Origin of the sequence: Thioalkalivibrio sp. ALD1, assembly GCF_000381245.1 — a bacterium.
Lineage (GTDB): Bacteria > Pseudomonadota > Gammaproteobacteria > Ectothiorhodospirales > Ectothiorhodospiraceae > Thioalkalivibrio.
Genome location: NZ_KB906241.1, coordinates 879,866 through 900,846 on the forward strand (window position 1 = coordinate 879,866; position 20,981 = coordinate 900,846).

Consider the following 20,981-nt stretch of genomic DNA (forward strand, 5'->3'; position numbering starts at 1 on the left):
AGTATCGATGGACGAGGCTAATAATCCCCCCGTGTCTCTTGAACCGGGCGCCTGGAAGCGCTATTCTTGCGCGCTTTCTGAATCGCCCCGACATCGGAGCATCAAGACATGAGCACCATCAGCGCCAAGCCGGCCGAAGTCGAACGCGACTGGTTCCTGGTCGACGCCGCGGACAAGACCCTCGGCCGCCTCGCCACGGAAATCGCGCGTCGCCTGCGCGGGAAGCACAAGCCCGTCTACACGCCGCACGTGGACACTGGCGATTACATCGTCGTGATCAACGCGGAAAAGATTCGTGTGTCCGGCAACAAGGCCAGCGACAAAAAGTACTTCCGCCATACCGGCTATCCGGGTGGTATCAAGGAAGCCAATTTCAACCAGATGATTGACCGTCATCCGGAGAAGGTGCTCGAGCTCGCCGTGAAGGGCATGCTGCCGCGCAACCCGCTGGGCCGCGCCATGTTCAAGAAGCTCAAGGTGTACTCCGGTACCGAGCATCGCCACACCGCGCAGCAGCCGCAGCCGCTCGACATCTGACGGCTCAACAGCAAGGGAAATCGATCCGTATGGCTACCAATCAATACTACGGCACCGGCCGTCGCAAGACCTCCTCGGCCCGCGTGTTCCTGCGCCCGGGTACGGGCAACATCACGGTCAACGACAAGCCGCTGGACGAGTTCTTCGGCCGCCAGACCTCGCGCATGGTCGTGCGTCAGCCGCTGGAGGCCACCGAGTCCACCGAGAACTTCGACGTGATCGCGACCGTGGAAGGCGGGGGCGGCAACGGCCAGGCCGGCGCCATTCGTCTGGGCATTGCCCGCGCGTTGGTGCAGTACAACGAAGAGATGCGTTCGCCGCTGCGTCGCGGTGGTCACCTGACCCGTGATGCCCGTGAGGTCGAGCGCAAGAAGGTCGGTCTGCGCAAGGCCCGCCGCGCGACCCAGTACTCGAAGCGCTAAACCGCGCTCGAGTGCCGGCGCGTACGGCACCCGGTTTACTGGGGGATCGTCTAGCGGTAGGACTACGGACTCTGACTCCGTCAACCCAGGTTCGAATCCTGGTCCCCCAGCCATCCATAGAGAAGGGCCCCCTCGCGGGGCCCTTCTCTATGGATATTTGAGCGAGCCCAGGGTTCGAACCTGGAAGGTTCGGCGGAGCGCAGCGGAGCACTGCACGCGCGCTGCGCGTGCAGCCCCGAAGGGGTGAGGCGGCGCAGCCGCCGAATCATCCTGGTCCCCCAGCCATGGCGGTGTGCCCCTCGAAGGGGCTCACCGCCATTTGCTTTGGACTGGTCGTTACGTCAGGGAGGGCCCCCTCGCGGGGCCCTTTTCTATGGATATTTGAGTGAGCCCAGGGTTTGAACCCGGAAGGTTCGGCGGAGCGCAGCGGAGCACTGCACGCGCTGCGCGTGCAGCCCCGAAGGGGTGAGGCGGCGCAGCCGCCGAATCATCCGGGTCCCCAGCTGTCCCCCGCAAGGCGGTGCGGCCATCAATGCCGTTGCTTTCCCTGCCCGCGTCCCAAACTCGCTACACTCCCTTGATCGAGGCCCCACCCGCAACGTACGGGAATTCTTCCGGGCCCTCTGCGTCGAATCCTTCAGGAATCGTGCGAACTTCGAGTCGATGTTCGCCAACAAGGTCAAGAAAACAGGAGAGGAGAAATCCATGTCGGTACCTGACAACCCCTACGAGCCGGTCAGCGTCGATACCACTGCCCACGAGGTCGAGGGCGCGGATACCTGGTATATGATCGGGATATCCGGAATCCCGGACCCGGACAACGAGGGGCATACCTCGAACGCAGGTTTTGTGGTGACGGACGAGGGTGTGGTGGTTTACGACGCCTTGGGGACGCCGCCGCTCGGGTTCGAGATGATCCGGCGGATCAAGGAGGTCACGGAGCAGCCGATCAAGTACGTGATTGCCGGCCATTATCATGCAGACCATATCTATGGCCTGCAGGCCTTCGCCGATCACACGGACGCAAAAATCATCGGGCAGTCGCGCGCGAAGGACTATCTCGACAGCCCCGGGGCCGCCGCCCGGCTCGAGCAGCGCCGAGGCGTGCTGACCCCCTGGGTCGACGAGGACACCCAGATCATCCCGCCGGACGAGTTCTTCGATGACGAGTACGTGATCGAGCTCGGGGGCAAGACGTTTCGCTGCGTGCATGCGGGGCCGGCGCATTCACCGGACGACATCATCATGGTGGTCGAGGAGACCGGCGTGGTCTTTGCTGGCGATATCGTGTTCGACGGCCGCATCCCGTTCATGGGTGACGACGCGCTGGACTCGGAAAACTGGGTCAATCGTCTGGAAGAACTGATGGAGATGGACTTGAAGTTCCTGGTCCCGGGGCATGGCGACGCCACCGACGAGGCAGCACGCGCGGTGAAGTTCACCCGTGACTATATTGCGTATCTGCGTGAGCATATGGCCGAGGCAGTCGAAAACATGGATTCCTTCGACGAGGCCTATGGAGCGATGGACTGGTCCGACTACGAAGATCTTCCGGCGTTCGAGGAGACCAATCGCAGCAACGCCAACGCCGTCTACCTGGAGATGGAAGAAAAGCTCTTCTGATCTCGCTCACCTAGGGAAACACTGATCAATGTACACGCTCGCGTTGGCACCCCAGGTTTTCCGAAACAAGGCGCGTCGCGCAGCGCCGTAGTCATTCTACGGTCAAGCGGCGCAACGCAGCATCGGGGAACCTGGGGTGCCAACCCCGAAGGGGCTCGGCCGCTTTTGCGCGCGCACGGCGTTGCGGCTCCCTTGTGCAGAATGACTGCACGGCAGTCGCCGCGCCTTGTTCCCACGCAAAAGCGACTCGAGCGCGAGCGTGTACATTGATCAGTGTTTCCCTATCGGTCGATGCCGGGCCGTCCAGCCCGGCAAAGGAGCATCCGCATGACCTTGCATATCGATCCCGGCCTGTTGACGGCCATTCTGTCGCTTGCGGCCGGTATCCTGATTCTGATCTGGCCCCGGCTGTTGAACTACATCGTGGCGATCTACCTGATCGTGATCGGTGCGGTGGGGCTGCTGGCCTACCTGTAAAGCGGGATCTAGAGCGCTGGCACCGAACTGCGGGTGCATCGGTAGATACTTTGGTGCCAAAAAGCATGGACGAAGAGTGCGACTTCGTGCGCGCCCCGCACGGAGCCGTTACTCTTTGCGCTCATTCTGATCGGGGGGCCAAGCCTCAATGACCGCCGAACGCGTTCGAGAAATACCCTATAACTACACCTCATTCTCCGACCGCGAAATTGTCATCCGCTTTCTGGGCTCCGACACCTGGGATCTCCTTAACGAACTGCGCGGCGAACGTCAGACCGGAGTGTCCGCGCGTATGCTGTTCGAGGTGCTCGGCGACATGTGGGTCGTGGCCCGCAACCCGTACATCCAGGACGACCTGCTGGACGACAAGAAACGCCGCAAGTCGCTGATCGATGCGATGCAGCACCGCTTGGACCAGATCCGCAAGCGCGCCGATGGTAACGAGAAGGCGCTGACGCTCGCCCGCCGGGCCCAGGCGGCGGTGACCGCGTTTTCCGACGAGTTCCAGCAGACGCTGGAGCTGCGCGAGCGCGTGCGCAAGCGCATGAAAGGCCTGACCCACAAGGACAACATCCAGTTTGGCGGCCTGGCGCGCGTCTCGCATGTCACCGACGCCACCGACTGGCGCGTGGAACTGCCGTTCGTGGTGCTGACTCCGGACTCCGAAGAAGAGATGGGGCCGCTGGTCGCGGCCTGTATCGAACTCGGCCTGACCGTCATCCCGCGCGGCGGTGGTACTGGCTATACCGGCAGTGCCGTGCCGTTGTCCAAGCGTTCCGCCGTGATCAATACCGAAAAGCTCGAAGGCATCGGCGCGGTCGAACGCCGCCCGCTGCCCGGGGTAGACAAGGACGTCCCGGTCGTGCGGGTAGAGGCCGGTGTGGTCACCAAGCGTGTCTCCGAGCTGGCGGCCGAGAACGGCCTAGTGTTCGCGGTGGATCCGACCTCGCAGGACGCCTCGACCATCGGTGGTAACGTCGCGATGAACGCCGGTGGCAAGAAGGCCGTGCTCTGGGGGACTGCGCTGGACAACCTCGCGGCCTGGACCATGGTCACGCCCGAGGCGAACTGGATGTACGTCGAGCGCCTGGATCACAACCTGGGCAAGATTCACGATGCCGAGATTGTCCGCTTCCGCATCACCCGCTACGGGCCCGATGGCCGTACGCCGGCCGGCGAGCCGGAGGTGCTTGAAATGCCCGGTGCCCGTTTCCGCAAGGTCGGCCTGGGCAAGGATGTGACCGACAAGGCCCTGATGGGCGTGCCCGGCATCCAGAAAGAGGGCTGCGACGGTCTGATCACGTCGGCCGAGTTCATCCTGCACCGGATGCCGGACAATATTCGTACCGTTTGTCTGGAGTTCTACGGAACCGACCTGCACCAGGCGGTGCCGGCGATCGTCGAGATCAAGGATGCGGTGGACGCCGAGGGCGAGGTCCTGCTGGCCGGTCTCGAGCACCTGGACGAGCGCTACGTGCGCGCGGTCAAGTACACCCCGAAGGGCGCGCGCGGCGAGCAGCCCAAGATGGTGCTGATTGCCGATATCGTATCCGACAACGAGGACGCCCTCGGCCAGCTTGCCGCCAAGATGGTGCGTGCGGCCAACGCCCGCAATGGCGAGGGCTTTGTCGCCGTGAGCCCGGAGGCGCGCAAGCGCTTCTGGGCGGATCGCGCACGCACCGCTGCGATCGCGCATCACACCAACGCGTTCAAGATCAACGAGGACGTGGTGATCCCGCTGGAGCGGCTCGCCGAGTACACCGAGGGGGTCGAAACCCTGAACGTGCGCGAGTCGTTGAAGAACAAGCTGGCGATGGTGGACGAGGTGCTGGAGTGCATGCGGGGCGATCACCCCGAGCTGCGCGAGTTGCTGGAGGATACGGGTGGCGAAGGCCAGCAGTGGTTCGAGGCCAAGCGTGAACGTGCCGTGGAAAAACTTGCGGCGGTGCAGAAGCGCTGGAAGGCGATCGCGGACAACTTCTTCACACTGGCTTCCGAGTGCGACGAGCTGCTGGACGAGACCGCCCGTGCCGATCGCCGGGACCACGACAAGCTGATCAACCTGTTGCTGCGGCGAAGCCTGCGCATTTCCTATCGCGCGGAGGTGGAGCGTCCGCTGTTCGAGATCTTCGACGGTCACCAGATGGAGTCGGTGCGCAAGCGCCTGGCCGCGATCCACGACCGCGTGCTGACCAGCCGGCTGTTCATCGCCCTGCACATGCATGCCGGGGATGGCAACGTGCACACCAACATCCCGGTCAACTCCAACGACTACCAGATGATGCACCAGGCCGAGCGTCTGGTGGATGACGTGATGCGCCTGGCGCGCGAGCTGAACGGTGTCATCTCCGGCGAGCACGGGATCGGACTGACCAAGATGCAGTACCTCGAGCCCGAGCGCATCGAATCGTTCGCGAAGTACAAACAGGAGGTCGACCCCAATGGTGTGTTCAACGCCGGGAAGCTGCTCGAGGGCTCCGGGCTGTCCAACGCCTACACACCCTCTCTGCGTCTGGTGAAGCAGGAGGCGCTGATCCTGGAGCAGAGCGAGCTGGGCGATCTCAACGACGAGATCAAGGACTGCCTGCGCTGCGGCAAGTGCAAGCCGGAGTGCAACACGCATGTCCCGCGCGCCAATCTGCTCTATTCGCCGCGCAACAAGATCCTGGCCACCGGGCTGATCGTCGAGGCCTTCCTCTACGAGGAGCAGACCCGGCGCGGGCTGTCGCTGCACCACTTCGACGAGATGAACGATGTGGCCGACCACTGCACCATCTGCCACAAGTGCCTGAATCCATGCCCGGTCGACATCGACTTCGGCGACGTGACCATGCACATGCGCTCGATCCTGAAGAAGAAGGGCAAGCGCAAGGCCACGCCGGCGACGATGATGTCCATGGCCTTCTTGAACACCAAGGACCCGTCCAAGATCAAGGGCATCCGCAAGGGGGCGATCCAGATGGGCTATGCCGCCCAGCGCCTCGGCCACTACGCGTTCAAGAAGCTCAACCTGACCGGAGAGGGCAAGCGCCCGCGTTCCACGACCGGCAAGGCCCCGATGCACGAACAGGTCGTGCACTTCGTGAAAAAGCCGATGCCGGCCGGTCTGCCGAGCCAGACCACGCGCCAGATGCTGGGGCTGGAGGATTCGCGTTATGTGCCGATCCTGCGCGACCCGGTGAAGACGGATCTCGACTCGGACGCGGTGTTCTATTTCCCCGGCTGTGGTTCCGAGCGCCTGTTCAGTCAGGTCGGTCTGGCGACGCTGGCCATGCTCTACGACGTCGGCGCGCAGACGGTGCTGCCGCCGGGCTACCTGTGCTGTGGCTATCCGCAGAACTCCAACGGCGACTTCGAAAAGGGCTCGCAGATCACCACCGAGAACCGGGTGCTGTTCCACCGCGTGGCTACCACGCTGAACTACCTGGACATCAAGACCGTAGTGGTCTCCTGCGGGACCTGCATGGATCAGCTGCTCAAATACGAGTTCGAGCGCATCTTCCCGGGCTGCCGCCTGCTCGATATCCACGAGTACCTGATGGAGAAGGGCGTGAAGCTGGAAGGGCTCAAGGGGGTGCAGTACATGTACCACGACCCCTGCCACTCGCCGATGAAGTCGCACAAGCCGACCGACGTGGCCGGCAAGCTGCTGGGACAGGAAGTGCTGCAGTCCAATCGCTGCTGCGGCGAGGCCGGCACGTTCGCGGTCAGCCGCCCGGATATCGCCACCCAGGTCCGCTTCCGCAAGCAGGAGGAGCTGCACAAGGGTATCCGCCAGCTCACCGGCGAGGAGAAGGCCGAAAACGGCAACGTGAAGCTGCTGACCTCCTGCCCGGCCTGCCAGCAGGGCCTGTCCCGCTACCGCGAGGACACCGGCCTGGATACCGACTACATCGTGGTCGAGATGGCCAATCGCCTGATGGGCGAGGGCTGGCAGAAGAACTTCATCGACCGCGCACGCGAGGGCGGCATCGAGAAGGTCCTTCTGTAACGCGGGACGGCTCGGACCTCTCTGGCCCATTGCCTGGAAAGACGTCCCCGGTTGGCTACAATCGGGCAACCGGGTACCCTGCCAGGACGTGCATCGCGGGATGTGCGTTCCGGGCCGGGACCCGGAGGGCTAATGGGGCGATTCGTGGGTCGTAGTTCGCGGACGCCCATCGTCAACCAAGGGAGTTCGCATGACCATTCGATTCGCTCGCCCCCGGGTGGCCCTGGTGGCCCTGTGCCTGAGTCTGGCCGGTGCGCCCATCGTGGCCTCGGCCCAGCAACCTTTTGTGGAATTCCCCGGTCGTCCGCTCTACGAGCGCTTTGGTGTCGAGGCGGTGGATCTGTTTGACCTGCGTGGCCAGTTGTCAGGCTCCACGGTTATCGATGTGCGACCGAGGCTGGAGTACGACATCCTGCATATCGAAGGCGCCCATCATGTCGACCTCGACAGCGAAGATTTCGATCGGCAGATCCGGGCGCTGGAGGAGGAACACGGCAGCCCGCTGGTGTTCTACTGTAATGGGCGTCAGAGCTACGCCGGTTATCGCGCCGCCGCGCGCGCCAACGAACTCGGTGTGGCCGCGGCTCAGGCCTATGACGCCGGGATGCAGGACTGGGTCGAGCGCTACCCGGGACTGGCCCGTTTCCGCGGAGAACCGGCCAACGAGGTCGAGGGCGAATTGATCAGCGAGGAGGCATTCGAGGCGCGCCTGCTGGAGGCCGATGCATTCTCCCGGCGGGCCCGCCAGGGCGATGGCGAAGCCGTCGTGGTGGACATCCGCAGTCGCGGCGAACGGGACGAGATCTCGCTGTTCGGTGGCCGCGAGGTCGGCGCGCCGCTGTCGGATATCAGTGCCCTGGATCGCATCGTGAATGAGGCCCGCCGCAACGATCAAACCCTGTTGATCTTCGATCAGTATGGCCAGCAGGTCCGCTGGTTGCAGTATCACCTGGAAGAACTCGGAGTGGATGACTACTACTTCCTCGAAGGCGGCCTGCAGCGCTTTTACGATGAGGTCATGGCGCGCTAGCGCAGGTCCTGTGCGGGGCCACCGTCAAGAGAAAGGCCGGGGTATTCCCCGGCCTTTCTCGTTTAGTCAGCGGCGAAAGATCGCGAGAACGATCGAGATCACCACACTCACGATAATCATTGTGGTGATCGGGAAATAGAACCGGGCGTTCTCGCGTTCGATCACGATATCGCCCGGCAGCCGGCCCCAGGGAATCTTTCCCAGCCAGGGCCACAGCAGGCCGATCAGCACGATCAGCCCGCCGATGACGATCAGCCACTTGCCGGTCTCGCTCACTAGGCGGTCATTTCCTCGACGCCAGAGGGAGAGCCGACCAGCATCACGTCCGCCGGGCGGCGGGCGAACAGACCGTTGGTGACCACGCCGGCGATGTGGTCCAGTTCGGACTCCAGCTCCACCGGATTCATGATGCGCAGGTTGTGTACGTCCAGAATGACGTTGCCGTTGTCGGTCTTGAAGCCCTCGCGCAACTCCGGATTGCCGCCCAGCTTCGAAAGCGCACGGGCCACGTGGCTGCGGGCCATCGGAATCACCTCGACCGGCAACGGGAAGGCCCCCAGGTAGTCCACGATCTTGGTCTCGTCGACCACACAGATGAAGGTCTTCGAGGCCGCGGCGACGATCTTTTCGCGGGTCAGCGCGCCGCCTCCACCCTTGGTCAGGTGCAGGTGGCGCGTCGCCTCGTCGGCGCCATCGACGTAGATGGGCAGCGGGCCGGCCGAGTTCAGATCCAGGACCTCGATCCCGTGGCCGCGCAGGCGCTCCGCACTGGCCTCGCTGGAGGCCACCGCGCCGTCGATCTTGCTCTTGATCCCGGCCAGGGCATCAATAAAGTAGTTCGCGGTGGAGCCGGTGCCGACCCCCACGATCCAGCCACTTTCGATGCGCGCGAGCGCGGCCTCGGCGACCGCTTTCTTCATTTCGTCCTGAGTCATTACGCTGTCTCGTCTGTGATGTCCATAACCCACCGAGGATACCGACTGGCGCGTAATCGAGACAAGCATGATTCGCGCCGTGCTATCGTTCCGGCCATGACAGTCCCCTACCTTGAGAAGATCCTCACGGCGCGCGTCTACGATGTCGCGCGCGAGACGCCGCTGGAGCCGATGCCGACGCTTTCGCAGCGTCTGGGGTCCAGTATCTGGCTCAAGCGCGAGGACCTGCAGCCGGTGTTCTCGTTCAAGCTGCGCGGAGCCTATAACAAGATCGCGCAGCTCACGCCCGAGCAGCGCAAGAAAGGCGTGATCGCCGCCTCCGCGGGGAACCATGCCCAGGGGGTGGCGCTGGGGGCAAGCCACCTGGGGATCAAGGCGGTGATCGTGATGCCGGTGACCACGCCGTCGATCAAGATCGCGGCCGTGCGCCGCTATGGTGGCAAGGCGGTGCTGCACGGCGACTCCTTTGACGAGGCGGCCGCGCATGCGCGGGCCCTGCAGGAGAAGCACGGCTATACCTTTATCCACCCGTTCGACGATCCGGACGTGATCGCCGGGCAGGGCACCGTGGCGATGGAGCTGCTGCGCCAGCATTCCGCACCGCTGGATGCGGTGTTCGTCTGCATCGGCGGCGGCGGCCTGGCGGCGGGTATGGCCGCCTACATCAAGCGCCTGCGTCCGGAGATCAAGGTGATCGGGGTCGAGCCGGACGACGCCCCGTCCATGTACAAGGCGCTGCAGCAGAATCGTCGCGTCACGCTGAAGCAGGTCGGGATCTTTGCCGACGGCGCCGCCGTGCGTCAGGTGGGCAAGGAGACCTTTCGCCTGGTGCGCGAGCTGGTCGACGAGGTCCTGCTGGTGGATACCGACTCGATCTGCGCCGCGATCAAGGACGTGTTCGACGACACCCGTGTGCTGGCGGAACCGGCAGGCGCTCTGGCCGTGGCCGGGATGAAGCAGTACATCGCGCGCGAGGGAATCACCGGGGGCGACTTCGCCGCCGTGCTGAGCGGCGCCAACATCAATTTCGACCGCCTGCGCCACGTCGCCGAGCGTGCGGAGATCGGCGAGCACCGCGAGGCCCTGTTCGCGGTGACCATCCCCGAGCGTCCGGGGAGCTTCCGCCAATTCTGCCAGGCCATCGGCAAGCGGGGCATTACGGAGTTCAACTATCGCTACGCGGACGACGAGCGTGCCCATGTGTTTGCCGGGATCAAGCTGGAAGGTGGCGACAGCGAACGCCAGGCGATCCGCGAGACGCTGGAGGCGCAGGGCTACGAGGTCATGGACATGACCGAGAACGAGGTGGCCAAGCTGCACCTGCGGCACATGGTCGGTGGTCATGGCGGCGAGGTCCGCAACGAACGCCTGTACCGCTTCGAGTTTCCCGAGCGCCCCGGGGCGCTGCTGAACTTCCTGACCCACATGGGCCAGACCTGGAACATCAGCCTGTTCCACTACCGCAACCACGGGGCCGCCTATGGGCGCGTACTGGTGGGGATGCAGATCCCGGCCGAGGATCGCGCGCGCTTTCGCGAATTCCTCAAGGAAGTCGGCTACCCCTGGCACGAGGAGACGGCCAACCCGGCCTACTCGCTGTTCCTGCGCTGAGCATGCTCGCTTCCGCGACATAACCTGTGGCGGACTGATATCTTCCATCTACAGCGGAATATCGAAAAGGCACGGTAGCCAGGGAGTGTGATGGCAGGGATTGGTGTGTGCAGAGTCGGTATGATCGCGTTGCTCTGGGCGACCCTGATGGGTGCCTCGGCGGCCGACGCGCCCTATCGTGCACCGGACTCCATCCCGGGTACCGAAATGATCGGTGCGGACGGGGCCTGGCTCCGCTTTCGCGAGGGCGTGCCCTTTATTGATACGCGCCTGCCTGCCGACTACGAGGCCGGACGCATCCCGGGCGCAATCAACCTCACCATCATGCGCGATCCCGACGATCATCGGGATCGTTTCACGCGTGAGCGCCTGCTCGAAGTAGTGGGGGGCACCGATCGGCCGGTGGTGGTCTACTGCAACGAGCGTGATTGCTGGCGCACCGAGGCGGCCGTCCGGCGGGCCCAGGAGTGGGGCTTTACCCGCGTTCACTACTTCCCGGGTGGCTACCCCGAATGGACCCGTTATGGCTATCCGTTCGAGTAGCGAGACGCCCCGGTTGGGGACGGTCCGTCGCCTGTCGTTGCGCACGATCTTGACGCTGGTGATGTTCGCGAGCCTGCTGGTACTGGCCGTGGCCATTGCGGTAGGAACGCAACTCGCCATGGGGCAGGCCGAGCAGCGCTTCGATCGCCTTGGGATCGAAGGGCAAAGGGCTGTCTGGAATCAGACACTCGAGAACGAGCACCAGCGCCTGCGCTCCGAAACCACCTCGGTGACGCGCAACCAGGACCTGCTCGATGCCCTGGCGGGCGACGAGCCCGTCGGTCCGTATGCCGCTCCACTGGATAACCGCCTGCGGGCGGGAGGCGTTGCCGACCGGGTTGTCGTGCTGGATCGCGGCGGTCAGGTGCGCTTTGACTCCGATCCGCGCAAAGAGCCGGTCTTCCCACTGGCGGATTCGGCCCTGGACGACGGCCGATTTCACCAGGGTTTGCACCACGTGCCGGGTGAGGCCCTCTATGCCGGGCTCGCGGTGCCGGTCTACCGAGCGGGCCAGCCGCTGGGGGTGGTGCTGTTGATGCGCGACCTGGCCGGTGGCGCATTGCGTTCGTTGGCGCAGGCAAGCCAGGGACAGGCAGCCCTGCTGGACCGGGAAGGTGCCCTGGGACGCACTGCCCCAACGAGCGTGGCATTGCCCCTGGGCAGGATCTGGCATTCCGAACCCATGGCGAGTCGCGTACGGGGTGACGACCATGCCTATCAGGTGGTCCACCTGCCGCTGACCCCCTACAACGAGGATTACCCGCAGGCCAATGTCGTGCTGGTTCGGGATATTACCGAGTCCGTCAGGACCCAGGAGTTGATCAACACGGTGACCTATGCCTTTGCGCTGTCGGTTTTTGTGCTGATCGCCGTTGGGTTGTACGCCTGGTTGGGGCGTACCTTGCGGCCCCTTCGGCAGGCGGTGGATACGCTGGAAGAGATTGGCCACGGCCGCTTTCCGCAAGAACGACTGGCCGACTGTCGGGTTTTCGAGATCGCCAGCCTGCAGGAGGCCACGGGCACCATGGCCAAGCGTCTGGAGCGCATGCTGGAGATGGAAGAGGAGAACGCACGTCTCGCCTTTCGTGATGCGCTGACGGACCTGCCCAACCGCCGTCTGCTTCTGGAACATCTTGACCATGCGATCCACGCGGCGCGCCGCACCCGCGAGCACGCAGCCTTGCTGCTACTGGATCTCGACAACTTCAAGACCCTGAACGATACCTGTGGACATTCGGCGGGGGATCAATTGCTGCAGGTCATGGCGCAGCGTCTGACGGGGCGCCTCCGCGCGCAGGACATCGTGGCGCGCCTGGGAGGTGACGAATTCGTGATACTGCTCGAGGCGTTGTCCGCCGACCGGGATCAGGCCGCCGTGGATGCGCGTGCGCTGGCGGGCGAGTTGCTGGAGGCACTGAGCCAGCCGGTCACCATCGACGGCATCGAACACGCGATGTCCGGCAGCTTCGGGATCACGGTGTTTCCCCAAGTCCACGATACGCCCGAGGAACTGCTCAAGCAGGCCGACTTTGCGATGTACCAGGCCAAGCGCCAGGTCCGGAATGGGGTGCGTTTCTACGACCCCGAGATGCAGCGGCTGCTGCAGCGGGAGGCGGAACTGGAGCGCGGTCTGCGCCAGGCACTCGACGAGGGGCAACTGCTGATTCACTTGCAGCCGCAGGTGGACGACCAGGGACAAATCACCGGGGCGGAGGCGCTGATGCGCTGGCCTTGCGCCGATGGCAGCTGGGTGTCACCGGCCGAGTTCATTCCCGTTGCCGAACATAGCGGCCAGATCGTGGAGATCGGCCGCCTCGCCTTGCATCAGGCCTGCGCGACCCTGAGCCGCTGGCAGGCGAATCCGCGGTTGGCGGGGCTTCCCATATCGGTGAATCTGTCGCCTCACCATCTGCGTCAGGGGCGCTTGCTGGACGAGGTGCGCGGGCTGTTGAGCGAGTATGGGGTGGATCCCTCGGTGCTGCAGATCGAGGTGACCGAAAGCGTGATGGTCGATGCGACCGAGACGCTCATGTCCAACCTGGAGGCCCTGCGCGCGCTGGGTATACGCCTGGCGCTGGACGATTTTGGCACCGGGTATTCGTCACTCGGGTATCTAAAGCGCCTGCCGCTGGACATACTGAAGATCGACCGCTCGTTCGTGCGGGATCTGGAGACGAATATCGACGATGCCAATATCGTCGCCACGGTCACGGCCATTGCTCACCATATGGGCCTGGCGCTGGTTGCCGAGGGTGTTGAGACCGAAGGGCAGCGCGCGTTCTTGCTGCGCCATGGCTGCCACGGTTTCCAGGGCTTCCTGTTTCATTGCCCGATGCCCGTCGCCGCATTCGAAGACGAGGTCGCGCGCCAGGGGGAGCATGCCGGCTCGTCATGACCCGCCGGGCAACCCCCCGGCTAAAGTCCGAAGATCTCGGACTTCAGGTTCCACTTCGACGCAAGCGTTTCCGTAGCGTTGAGGAATTCCTCGGCACGGGCCGGGTGGTTCCACTGGCCGCGGGCGAGCCAGGCCAGCGCGGTATCGCGGTCGGGGGCCAGCGACAGGATATGGATCAGTTCGCCGGCGTCGCTTCCGATGACCTCGCCGCCCAGCAGGGCGCCGGTGTCCATGTCGCCGATCAGGCGTACGAAACCCTCCGGCTCATCCTGGCCCAGTGCGCGAGGGGAAGTCTCGAAGGCGGCGAAGCCAACCGCCGGTTCCAGTTCCTCGTCCTCGGCATCATCCTCGTCCATCCCCAGGCGCGCCATCTCTACTGCGGAGTAGATCGCGATCGGCACGAAGCGCTCGTCCTGCTCGCGGGTGTTGCCGTTCTGGATGTTCTCCACCGCGATGGTGGCGTCCGCCAGGGCGTGATTAGCGGTCTGCCATTCGCTTGCGACATCGCCGATCGCATAGATGTGGTCGACGTCGGTCTGCAGGGTGGGGCGGCGCTTCACGAACCCGTGGCTGTCGGTCTTGATCCCGGCCTCATCGAGGTTCAGGTCCCCGGTATGCGGGGTGCGCCCGGTGCCGAGCAGGACCCAGTCGACCTCATGGGCGTTGCCGTCGGTATCCGTGATGACGACGCCTTGCTCGGAGATCTCGACGCTTTCGTAGCCCTTGACCCGGATCGGTTCGATGCCGTCCGCCGCCAGCCGTTCTTTCAGCGTACCCAGTGCCTGCGGGCTGAATTTCTGGGCGGACAGTGGCTTCGAACGCGACAGCCAGGTCACCTTCTTGCCGAGGTGATGGAAGATCCAGGCGAACTCGGTGGCCACCACGCCGGAGCCGATGATCGCGACGCGTTCGCCTGCGGGCGGCTTGTCATCGAACAGCATGTCGGTGGTCAGAACGCGACCGGGTTCGGCCTCGAACGGTGCCGGCACGGTCGCGGTGGCGCCCGTGGCGATGATGGTGTGCCGTGCCTGGACGGTTTCGGTGTCTTCCTCCGTGGTTACCTCCAGGGTCTCGGCGTCGCGGAAGCGGGCGGCACCGTGCAGGTAGCGGATCTTCAGGTGCTTCATGTAGCCGAGGTAGGAATCACGCACCGTGGTGACGACATCCTTCTGGTGGTCCCAGGCACGGCCCATGTCGGCCTTGAGGCTGCCGCTGATGCCGCGGCCCTCGAAATGACGCTGGGCGCTGACCAGGCGCGCAGTGTGATACCAGTCCTTTTTCGGTACGCAGCCACGGTTGAGGCAGCAGCCGCCCCAGTCGCCTTTTTCGATTATGACGACGCTGAGCCCGCGCAGGGCACCCAGAACGGCGGCACGATAGCCCCCTGGGCCACTTCCGATGATGGCCAGGTCAAAGGTTTCGCTCATGATGTCTAGCCCGAATGTTTCGTGAATTCGTTCGATGATCGCGCCGGCGACTGGGCATGCAAAGGGGCTTTCCGCGGCGGCGCCGGATCGCGATTATACGGACTGTCGAGGAAATTTCCTTGTACGTTCAAGCGGCAAGCGAGGGCGGACCCAATTGGCGAAACATTCCGGCTAGTCGTTCAGGTCAATGATCGGGTCGTGCCATTCCAGTCGGGTGAGCTTCAACTCGAACACGCGGCCGTCGGCTTCGTAGTCAAAACGCACCGGGATGTGGCTGAGGTCGGGGGCAAACCAGGCGGAGAGTTCGATGTCGCTATCCTCGCTTTTGCGTACGATGCGCACCGTTTCGATGCGCCCCATCGGGGACTCGATGGTCTCGGTGTCGGCGTACTCGAAGCGGTACTGGCGCAGGCGATCACGTTCCAGGGTCTGCACCGTTTCGCCATCGCCCTCGCCAGCCAGGTCGCCCGCTTCCAGGCGCTGCATCATAAAGTAGAGCGAGCCGAGAAAATCCAGGGTGTGAGGTGGGACTTCGAGTTCGAAACGCTCGTTGTCCACGTGCCCGATCGCGCGGTCTTCTTCCCAGTCGAAGCGTGTTTCGACCTTGCGCTCGCGCCGGGGTGTGATCTCGCGACTGCGCGACGTCACCAGCTGCAGTCCGACATCGTTGGCGTTCATCAAGGCCTCGCGGCTCAACTCGAAGCGCCCGAGAATCCGCAGGAAGCCGGATACATGGGCATCCATGGCCATGCGGGTCTGCACATCTTCGTGATTCAGCGTGATCCGGGCGTTCAGGGTGTTGCCCATGGCCTGGGCCTCGTAGCTGGCCGTGAACGGCGGCAGGCGGGGGCCCTCCCGGGGTTCGTCCGCTGTCGCGGGCAACAGCAGGATCTGTCCCAGCAGGAGCAGGGCCGCCAGCAGGCTAGTCCGCGTCGCGCGGCGCAGGGCTCCGTTCATCGGGAGCTTCAACATCGGGTACGACCTCATTGGTTGCGAGCTGCAGCGGGACCGTCAGCGGGGTGTTGTCCCCGGTCACGATGCGGTCGCGCCACTGAATTTCCCCTGAACACAGGCGCCGCACGACCTCGGGATACAGCCGGTGTTCGGCACGCTGGACACGGGTGGCGAGACTCTCGGGCGTGTCCTCGGGCAGGACCGGCACGCGGGCCTGCATGATCACCGGGCCGCCGTCCAGTTCGGGGGTGACAAAATGCACGCTGGCGCCGTGTTCGTGCTCCCCGTCGGCCAGCGCGCGGACATGTGTGTCCAGCCCACGGTACTTCGGCAACAGGGAGGGGTGAATGTTCAACAGCCGTCCCGTGAAGCGATCGACGAATCCGGGTGTGAGGATGCGCATGAAGCCGGCCAGGATCACGAGATCGGGGTGAAAGGACTCGATCACCTCGGCCAGGTCTTCGTCAAAGGCCTCACGCGACGGGTAGTCGCGGTGGTTCAGGACGCGTGCCGGGATCGCGTGCTGTTCGGCATAGGCCAGTCCCCCTGCGTTGGGGCGGTTGCTGACGATGCCCACGATCCGGGCCGGGACGCGGCCATTGTTGCAGGCCTCGATCAGGGCGCCCAGATTGCTGCCGCGTCCGGAGATCAGCACGACCAGGCGCGGCAGGGAATCCGGGTTTGCGGGTCCGGCGGTGCTGCTCATCGCGCGGCGTAGACCACCCCGGGAGCCGTGGCGTCGCAGTCCTCGATCACGCCGATCGGCCAGCTCGGGATCCCTGCCCGCGCCAGTGTCGAGCTGGCGGCTTCGACACGGTCTTCGGGGATGATCACGGTCATGCCGATCCCGCAGTTGAATGTGCGCAGCATTTCTTCAGGCGCGATGTCGCCGGCCTGCTGCAGCCATTTGAATACCGGCGGCCACGGCCAGGCATGGGCGTCGATACGCGCGCACAGCGGGTCCGGCAACACCCGCGGGAGGTTCTCGGTCAGGCCGCCGCCGGTGATGTGGGCGGCCGCGTGTACCGGCAACTGTTGCATCAGATCCAGCAGCGGGCGCACGTAGATCGTGGTCGGGGCCATCAGGGCATCGCCCAGCGTGGTGCCGTCGGCCCCCGGCAGCGAGGCATCCAGGGCCGCGCCGGAGTGTTCCAGCACGCGCCGGATCAGGGAGTAGCCATTGGAGTGCGGGCCGCTGGAGGCCAGCCCGAGCACGACGTCGCCCGCGCTGACCCGGGTGCCGTCGATCAGGGCCTCCTTTTCGGCGATGCCGACCGCGAAGCCCGCAACGTCGTAGTCCTCGCCCTGGTACATGCCCGGCATCTCGGCCGTTTCGCCCCCGATCAGGGCGCAGCCGGCCTGTTCGCAGCCGGTGGCGATACCGGTGACGACATCCGCGGCGATGTCGACGTCCAGGTGCCCGGTGGCGTAGTAGTCGAGGAAGAACAGCGGCTCGGCCCCCTGCACCACGATGTCGTTCACGCACATCGCGACCAGATCGACGCCGATGCTGTCATGGCGCCCCGTCTCCTGGGCCAGACGCAGCTTGGTGCCAACGCCGTCGGTACCGGACACCAGCACGGGCTGCCTGTAGCGGTCCATTGGCAGCTCGAACAGGGCGCCGAAGCCGCCCAGTCCGGCCATGACGCCGGGGCGCTGCGTGCGTGCGGCGTGGGGTTTGATGCGTTCGACCAGCTCGGCGCCGGCCTCGATGTCGACACCGGCCTCGCGGTAGGTCAGGCCTGAACGGGTTTCGGACATGGGTACCCTGGGTGTTGATGGCCGCATCCGGTATCCGGCGGCGCTCGCGGAATCCGGCATGGTAGCGAGGCGCCGGGGGGCGTGCAAAAAATCGGGCGGTGGAGGTTAGGGAAACACTGATGAATGTGCACGCTCGCGCTCGAGTCGCTATTGCGTGCGAACAAGGCGCGGTGACCGCCGTGCAGTCATTCTGCACAAGGGAGCCGCAACGCCGTGCGCGCGCAAAAGCGGCCGAGCCCCTTCGGGGTTGGCACCCCAGGTTCCCCGGTCCTGCGTTGCGCCGCTTGCGGGTAGAACCACTACCCGCTGCACGACGCGCCTTGTCTCGGAAAACCTGGGGTACCAACGCGAGCGTGTACATTCATCAGTGTTTCCCTGGGGCGCTGTGGTATTTTGGGCGCCTGTCGAAAACACCATTCAACCCTATGCTGCGCCTCTTTCGCCCGTCCCGCGCCCTGGCTGCGTGCCTTCTCCTGTGTCTGCTGTTGGGGGCCTCCCCGTTGCTGGCGGATGATGCCGTCGTGGTGAACGTCCACGCAGAGGACGAGACGACCGCGCTGGCGCAGGGTCTGGAACGGGCGCTGGTGCGCGTGGCCGGGCAGCGCTCGACTGAGTTGCGCGAACTGGCACAGGTCCTGTTGCTGGAACTCGATGAGGATGGGCGCATTGAGGCCCTGCGTCGACGCCAGGAAGTGGACAACGGCGAATATCGCCTGGAGTTTGATCGGGGCCGCCTGCGCAGCGCGCTGAATGCCGCCGACGTCCCCGTGGTGCTGGGCGCGCGCCCGCAGCTGCTCGTCTGGGCGGTGTACGAGGAGGGCGGGCGCCGCCACCTGCTGGGCTCCACCCAGGACTCGGCCGACGTGCTGGCCGCGGTCGACGTGCTGGGACGTGACCGCGGGATGCCCTTTGTGCTCCCGTTGGGGGATCTGGAGGATCGCCGGGCCGCGCAGGCGGGGGATGTGATTGGTGGCGTGACCGAGCCGCTGCAGGAAGCGGCCAGGCGCTACGGGCCGACGGGTATCGTGGCGCTGCATGTACGCTCGGTCGGGGGTGCTGCCGAGGCGCGTGCTATTACCGTGCATGGTGGGCGCGAGTACCGCAGTGAGGGCCGTGGCGAATCCCCGGCCGCCGCGGCCCGCGCGGCGGTTGATGATGGTCTTGACCAGGTCGTGGCACCGCTGGCGCGCGTCGCCGCCGAGCCCGACTGGGTGAAACTGGGCTTTGTCGGGGTCGAGGGCTTTCCCGCGTTCGAGGCGTTGCGGCGGGAGCTGGCGCAGATCGAGGCCATCGAGAGTGCAAGGCTGGATTCACTGGGTGGTAACGCGGTGACGCTCGAGGTGCGCACGGGACTGGCTCCGGATGACCTGGTAGACCTCTTGCACGCCAGCGGCTACGGCGTGGCGGAAGACCCGCACGGCGATTCCGAGGCGAAGGCTTGGCTGCGCCGCGAGTGAACTCTCCGGCACCGTTCTCCACCGCCACGCTGGCGGCCCTGGTCGGGCTGGTGATCCTGGGGGTTGCACTCTATCTACTGGCTCCGATTCTCACACCGTTTCTGATCGCGCTTCTGATCGGCTACCTGTTCAACCCGCTGGTCACGCGCCTGGCGGTGCGCACGGGCGGTTCGCGCACCCTGGCCACGCTGGTGATCTTCGTGCTTGTCATGCTCGGGCTGGCGGGGCTGGTGCTGGTCCTGATCCCGCTGGCCATGGCCCAGTTCGAACGGTTGATGCTGCTGCTGCCCGAGGTGATTGCGTGGTTCGACGAGCAGGTCCGTCCCTGGATTGAGCAACACGCGGGCGATCGCCTGCCGGCCCTGGAGCCGGCGGCACTGCAGGAACTGCTGGCCGAGCACTGGCGCGAGGCCGGCGGGCTGGCTGGTGGGTTGCTGCATTGGCTGGGCAGCTCGACCGGTGCCCTGGTCCTCGGCGTGCTCAACCTGGTGCTCATCCCGGTGGTGAGCTTCTATCTGCTGCGGGACTGGCCACGGCTGGTCGCGGGGCTGCATGACCTGCTGCCGCGCACTTGGCGTGACCCGGTCACGCGTTTTGCGGTGGAATCGGACAATACCCTGGGGGCATTCCTGCGCGGGCAGTTGCTGGTGATGCTGGCGCTGGGGCTGTTCTATGCGATCACCCTGAGCGTGGCGGGCGTGCAGATGGGGCTGGCCATTGGCTTGATTGCCGGGCTGGTCAGCTTCATCCCCTATGTGGGCGTGATCGTGGGTATCGTGCTGGCCACGGCGGCGGTGCTGTTCCAGGGCGATGGCTGGACGCTGTTGCTGGTGGTGCTGGTGATCTTCGCGGTGGCGCAGATCCTGGAGTCGGTGGTGCTGACCCCGTGGCTCGTGGGGGACCGGACCGGGTTGCATCCGGTGGCGGTGATCTTTGCCGTGCTCGCCGGCGGTCAGCTGTTCGGGTTCTTCGGGGTCCTGCTGGCGTTGCCGGTGGCGGCGGTGCTCGCAGTGGCGGTGCGTCAGGCCATGGCGCGCTATCGGGCCATGAACGCAGCCGAGGCCGATACCCCGTGAGGCCCGAAGGCAACAGCCCGCTCGAGCGTCAGATGCCGCTGGACCTGCGCCTGCGAGACGCCTCGCGTTTTACCGGTTTTTGCGCCGCAGGCAATGCCCTGGCGCGGGATGCCGTGCAGGCCCTGAGCGCCGGGACCGGGATCCAGGAGCCGCAGATCCTGCTGCATGGGCCGTCCGGCTCCGGCAAGACGCACCTGTTGCAGGCCGCCTGTCACCAAGGCCACGAGCGCGGGGAGCCGGTCAGCTACCTGCCGCTTGGCGAGGTGTGTGATGCGCCGCCGATGGCCGTGCTCGATGGCCTGGAGCGCTCGCGTCTGGTGGCGCTGGACGATCTCGAGGCCGTGGTGGGACGCGGGGACTGGGACGAGGCCCTGTTCGGGCTGATCAACCGGCTGCGCGATGCCGACTGCCGTGTGCTGCTGGCGGCTGCAGCGGCCCCCGAGGGCCTCCGAGTGCGGTTACCGGATCTGGCCTCGCGCCTGGCCTGGGGCCCGGTGTTCCGCATGCAGCGGCCGGATGATGCGGCCTGCAAGGAGATCCTGGCGCAGCGTGCAGCCCTGCGTGGGTTGGAGTTGCCGGAGCCGGTGGCGGATTACCTACTGCGCCGTTGCTCGCGCGACCTTTCGACGCTGCTGGAGTTGCTGGACCGTCTGGATTTGGCCGCGCTGGCCCAGCAGCGGCGACTGACCATCCCGTTCGTGCGCGAACAGCTGGCCCGCATGGGCTGAACCCGGGGTTGCTT

General features: G+C 65.2%; 18 protein-coding genes and 1 tRNA gene. 13 read left to right on the plus strand and 6 right to left on the minus strand.

Annotated features, from left to right (window positions below; all coding sequences use genetic code 11):
- The first annotated feature begins 108 nt into the window (after positions 1-108).
- The 7 genes from rplM (at position 109) to F623_RS0104230 (ending at position 8,080) form a co-directional block, all read left to right on the plus strand.
- Complete coding sequence (gene rplM, locus F623_RS0104200) at positions 109-537, plus strand: 50S ribosomal protein L13 (protein ID WP_012981954.1); 429 nt, start codon at positions 109-111, stop codon at positions 535-537.
- A 29-nt stretch (positions 538-566) separates the two neighbouring features.
- On the plus strand, positions 567-959 hold the full coding sequence (gene rpsI, locus F623_RS0104205) for a 30S ribosomal protein S9 (protein WP_018860552.1): 393 nt from the start codon (positions 567-569) through the stop codon (positions 957-959).
- Between the two features lie 39 nt (positions 960-998).
- Positions 999-1,072 (plus strand) — tRNA-Gln (locus F623_RS0104210).
- A gap of 592 nt (positions 1,073-1,664) precedes the next feature.
- The gene (locus F623_RS0104215; RefSeq protein WP_026278558.1) at positions 1,665-2,582 is read left to right on the plus strand and encodes an MBL fold metallo-hydrolase; all 918 of its coding nucleotides are present in this window, start codon (positions 1,665-1,667) and stop codon (positions 2,580-2,582) included.
- Between the two features lie 327 nt (positions 2,583-2,909).
- Complete coding sequence (locus tag F623_RS13050; protein ID WP_018860550.1) at positions 2,910-3,059, plus strand: DUF3096 domain-containing protein; 150 nt, start codon at positions 2,910-2,912, stop codon at positions 3,057-3,059.
- Between the two features lie 148 nt (positions 3,060-3,207).
- Entirely contained in the window at positions 3,208-7,050 is a 3,843-nt protein-coding gene (locus F623_RS0104225) for a DUF3683 domain-containing protein (RefSeq protein ID WP_018860549.1), read from the plus strand.
- Positions 7,051-7,240: 190 nt separating this feature from the next.
- Positions 7,241-8,080 carry a rhodanese-like domain-containing protein gene (locus F623_RS0104230; protein WP_018860548.1) on the plus strand — a complete coding sequence of 280 codons (840 nt, stop codon included), beginning with the start codon at positions 7,241-7,243 and terminating at the stop codon, positions 8,078-8,080.
- A gap of 66 nt (positions 8,081-8,146) precedes the next feature.
- Here the strand turns inward: F623_RS0104230 and F623_RS0104235 are convergent, their stop codons facing one another.
- Both F623_RS0104235 and rpiA read right to left on the minus strand, forming a co-directional pair.
- Positions 8,147-8,356: a DUF2905 domain-containing protein gene (locus F623_RS0104235; RefSeq protein ID WP_018860547.1), complete on the minus strand. Its 210-nt coding sequence runs from the start codon at positions 8,354-8,356 to the stop codon at positions 8,147-8,149.
- Positions 8,356-9,015, minus strand: a complete 660-nt coding sequence (gene rpiA / locus F623_RS0104240; RefSeq protein ID WP_018860546.1) for a ribose-5-phosphate isomerase RpiA — start codon at positions 9,013-9,015, stop codon at positions 8,356-8,358. Before rpiA ends, F623_RS0104235 begins: the two co-directional genes overlap by 1 nt.
- Before the next feature lie 96 nt (positions 9,016-9,111).
- On the opposite strand from rpiA, the gene ilvA reads away from it, so the two are divergent.
- From ilvA to F623_RS0104255, 3 genes are all read left to right on the plus strand, one after another.
- Positions 9,112-10,626: a threonine ammonia-lyase, biosynthetic gene (ilvA, locus tag F623_RS0104245; RefSeq protein WP_018860545.1), complete on the plus strand. Its 1,515-nt coding sequence runs from the start codon at positions 9,112-9,114 to the stop codon at positions 10,624-10,626.
- A 120-nt stretch (positions 10,627-10,746) separates the two neighbouring features.
- Positions 10,747-11,169, plus strand: coding sequence for a rhodanese-like domain-containing protein (locus tag F623_RS0104250; protein WP_018860544.1), 423 nt, complete (start codon positions 10,747-10,749; stop codon positions 11,167-11,169).
- 61 nt (positions 11,170-11,230) lie between these two features.
- Positions 11,231-13,564, plus strand: a complete 2,334-nt coding sequence (locus F623_RS0104255) for an EAL domain-containing protein (RefSeq protein ID WP_038040195.1) — start codon at positions 11,231-11,233, stop codon at positions 13,562-13,564.
- A 20-nt stretch (positions 13,565-13,584) separates the two neighbouring features.
- On the opposite strand, the gene F623_RS0104260 is transcribed toward F623_RS0104255, so the two are convergent.
- From F623_RS0104260 to purM, 4 genes are all read right to left on the minus strand, one after another.
- On the minus strand, positions 13,585-14,991 hold the full coding sequence (locus F623_RS0104260) for an NAD(P)/FAD-dependent oxidoreductase (RefSeq protein WP_018868011.1): 1,407 nt from the start codon (positions 14,989-14,991) through the stop codon (positions 13,585-13,587).
- A gap of 171 nt (positions 14,992-15,162) precedes the next feature.
- On the minus strand, positions 15,163-15,963 hold the full coding sequence (locus F623_RS0104265; RefSeq protein ID WP_026278555.1) for a DUF3108 domain-containing protein: 801 nt from the start codon (positions 15,961-15,963) through the stop codon (positions 15,163-15,165).
- A complete protein-coding gene (purN, locus tag F623_RS0104270) occupies positions 15,914-16,651 on the minus strand; it encodes a phosphoribosylglycinamide formyltransferase (protein ID WP_018868010.1) in 738 nt (245 codons plus the stop codon). Before purN ends, F623_RS0104265 begins: the two co-directional genes overlap by 50 nt.
- Complete coding sequence (gene purM, locus F623_RS0104275; RefSeq protein WP_018860539.1) at positions 16,648-17,706, minus strand: phosphoribosylformylglycinamidine cyclo-ligase; 1,059 nt, start codon at positions 17,704-17,706, stop codon at positions 16,648-16,650. Before purM ends, purN begins: the two co-directional genes overlap by 4 nt.
- A 425-nt stretch (positions 17,707-18,131) precedes the next feature.
- On the opposite strand from purM, the gene F623_RS0104280 reads away from it, so the two are divergent.
- From F623_RS0104280 to hda, 3 genes are read left to right on the plus strand one after another with little or no spacing between them, the layout of a single operon-like run.
- The gene (locus F623_RS0104280; RefSeq protein WP_018868009.1) at positions 18,132-19,163 is read left to right on the plus strand and encodes a DUF2066 domain-containing protein; all 1,032 of its coding nucleotides are present in this window, start codon (positions 18,132-18,134) and stop codon (positions 19,161-19,163) included.
- Complete coding sequence (locus F623_RS0104285) at positions 19,160-20,239, plus strand: AI-2E family transporter (protein ID WP_018860537.1); 1,080 nt, start codon at positions 19,160-19,162, stop codon at positions 20,237-20,239. Before F623_RS0104280 ends, F623_RS0104285 begins: the two co-directional genes overlap by 4 nt.
- Positions 20,240-20,271: 32 nt before the next feature.
- Entirely contained in the window at positions 20,272-20,967 is a 696-nt protein-coding gene (gene hda / locus F623_RS0104290; protein ID WP_018860536.1) for a DnaA regulatory inactivator Hda, read from the plus strand.
- Positions 20,968-20,981 lie beyond the last annotated feature (14 nt).

Excerpts from the sequence above, each read along its gene's own strand:
- hda (WP_018860536.1), top strand. The coding sequence starts at position 20,272 with ATGCCGCTGGACCTGCGCCTGCGAGACGCCTCGCGTTTTACCGGTTTT.
- purN (WP_018868010.1), bottom strand. The coding sequence starts at position 16,651 with ATGAGCAGCACCGCCGGACCCGCAAACCCGGATTCCCTGCCGCGCCTG.
- F623_RS13050 (WP_018860550.1), top strand. The coding sequence starts at position 2,910 with ATGACCTTGCATATCGATCCCGGCCTGTTGACGGCCATTCTGTCGCTT.
- rpsI (WP_018860552.1), top strand. The coding sequence starts at position 567 with ATGGCTACCAATCAATACTACGGCACCGGCCGTCGCAAGACCTCCTCG.
- rplM (WP_012981954.1), top strand. The coding sequence starts at position 109 with ATGAGCACCATCAGCGCCAAGCCGGCCGAAGTCGAACGCGACTGGTTC.
- F623_RS0104230 (WP_018860548.1), top strand. The coding sequence starts at position 7,241 with ATGACCATTCGATTCGCTCGCCCCCGGGTGGCCCTGGTGGCCCTGTGC.
- ilvA (WP_018860545.1), top strand. The coding sequence starts at position 9,112 with ATGACAGTCCCCTACCTTGAGAAGATCCTCACGGCGCGCGTCTACGAT.
- F623_RS0104260 (WP_018868011.1), bottom strand. The coding sequence starts at position 14,991 with ATGAGCGAAACCTTTGACCTGGCCATCATCGGAAGTGGCCCAGGGGGC.
- purM (WP_018860539.1), bottom strand. The coding sequence starts at position 17,706 with ATGTCCGAAACCCGTTCAGGCCTGACCTACCGCGAGGCCGGTGTCGAC.
- F623_RS0104215 (WP_026278558.1), top strand. The coding sequence starts at position 1,665 with ATGTCGGTACCTGACAACCCCTACGAGCCGGTCAGCGTCGATACCACT.
- rpiA (WP_018860546.1), bottom strand. The coding sequence starts at position 9,015 with ATGACTCAGGACGAAATGAAGAAAGCGGTCGCCGAGGCCGCGCTCGCG.
- F623_RS0104255 (WP_038040195.1), top strand. The coding sequence starts at position 11,231 with ATGTTCGCGAGCCTGCTGGTACTGGCCGTGGCCATTGCGGTAGGAACG.
- F623_RS0104265 (WP_026278555.1), bottom strand. The coding sequence starts at position 15,963 with ATGTTGAAGCTCCCGATGAACGGAGCCCTGCGCCGCGCGACGCGGACT.
- F623_RS0104225 (WP_018860549.1), top strand. The coding sequence starts at position 3,208 with ATGACCGCCGAACGCGTTCGAGAAATACCCTATAACTACACCTCATTC.
- F623_RS0104280 (WP_018868009.1), top strand. The coding sequence starts at position 18,132 with ATGCTGCGCCTCTTTCGCCCGTCCCGCGCCCTGGCTGCGTGCCTTCTC.
- F623_RS0104250 (WP_018860544.1), top strand. The coding sequence starts at position 10,747 with ATGATCGCGTTGCTCTGGGCGACCCTGATGGGTGCCTCGGCGGCCGAC.